This is a genomic window from Fibrobacter sp., assembly GCA_024399065.1.
Lineage (GTDB): Bacteria > Fibrobacterota > Fibrobacteria > Fibrobacterales > Fibrobacteraceae > Fibrobacter.
In genome coordinates, this window is record JAKSIB010000115.1 from 1 (window position 1) to 1,076 (window position 1,076).

A 1,076-nucleotide genomic window follows, 5' to 3' on the forward strand; every position below is an offset into this window, starting at 1 on the left:
CCCTACGGGGTGATGGCGTGCCTTTTGCATAATGATCCTACGAGTTACCTTCACTTGCAAGGTTAAGGCCTTAAGGGCCGGAGCCGAAGCGAAAGCGAGTCTGAAACGGGCGCATAGTAAGTGTGGGTAGACGCGAAACTGAGTGATCTACGCCGGACCAGGTTGAAGGTTAGGTAAAACTAACTGGAGGACCGCACTGATAAGCGTTGAAAAGCTTACGGATGAGTTCGGTGTAGGAGCGAAAGACCAATCAAACTCAGAGATAGCTCGTACTCCCCGAAATGCATTTAGGTGCAGCCTGGTATTGACAATATGAGAGGTAGAGCGACTGATAGGAAGCGAGGCTTTCACCGGCTATCAATTCCTGATAAACTCCGAATGCTTGTATTCAATACACTGGAGAAAGGGCATGGGTGCTAACGTCCGTGTCCGAGAGGGAAACAACCCAGACCGCCGGCTAAGGCCCCCAATTGTGGGCCGAGTTGAACAAAACGAAGTGGAGGGACAGAGACAGTCAGGATGTTGGCTTGGAAGCAGCCATTCATTTAAAGAGTGCGTAACAGCTCACTGATCGAGTCCCCCCGCATGGATAATAATCGGGCATAAGTCCACAGCCGAAGCCGCGGAATAATTAATTATTGGTAGGGGAGCATTCCTGTTGCAGTGAAGGATTTCCGAGAGGGGCTCTGGAGCGGCAGGAAAAGCAGATGTAGGAATAAGTAACGATAAAGGGGGTGGGAAACCCCCTCGCCGCAAGACTAAGGTTTCCTGATCAACGTTAATCGGATCAGGGTAAGTCGGGGCCTAACGGGCAGCCTTTGGGCGCACCGGAAGGACGAACATGTGAAGATTCATGTACTGAGTCGCAGGAGACGCAGGGACAGAGGAGTGACACTGCCGCGGGCTGACGGAATAGCCCGTTGAAAGACGTAGGTATTAACACCATAGTGAAGTACGTGGAGTTAGCTGAAATCCAATAGTACGCCAAACCTTCGGGGGCGGTGATAGAGCAGGTAAACAGACTCTCAAGAAAAACTGCTATCATCCAACCTGCGACCCACCCGTACCGCAAACCG

The 1,076-nt window shown here is 51.6% G+C and carries 1 rRNA gene; it reads left to right on the forward strand.

Annotated features, from left to right (window positions below):
• Positions 1-1,076: ribosomal RNA gene (locus MJZ25_16725) — 23S ribosomal RNA — on the forward strand; the annotation flags it as partial.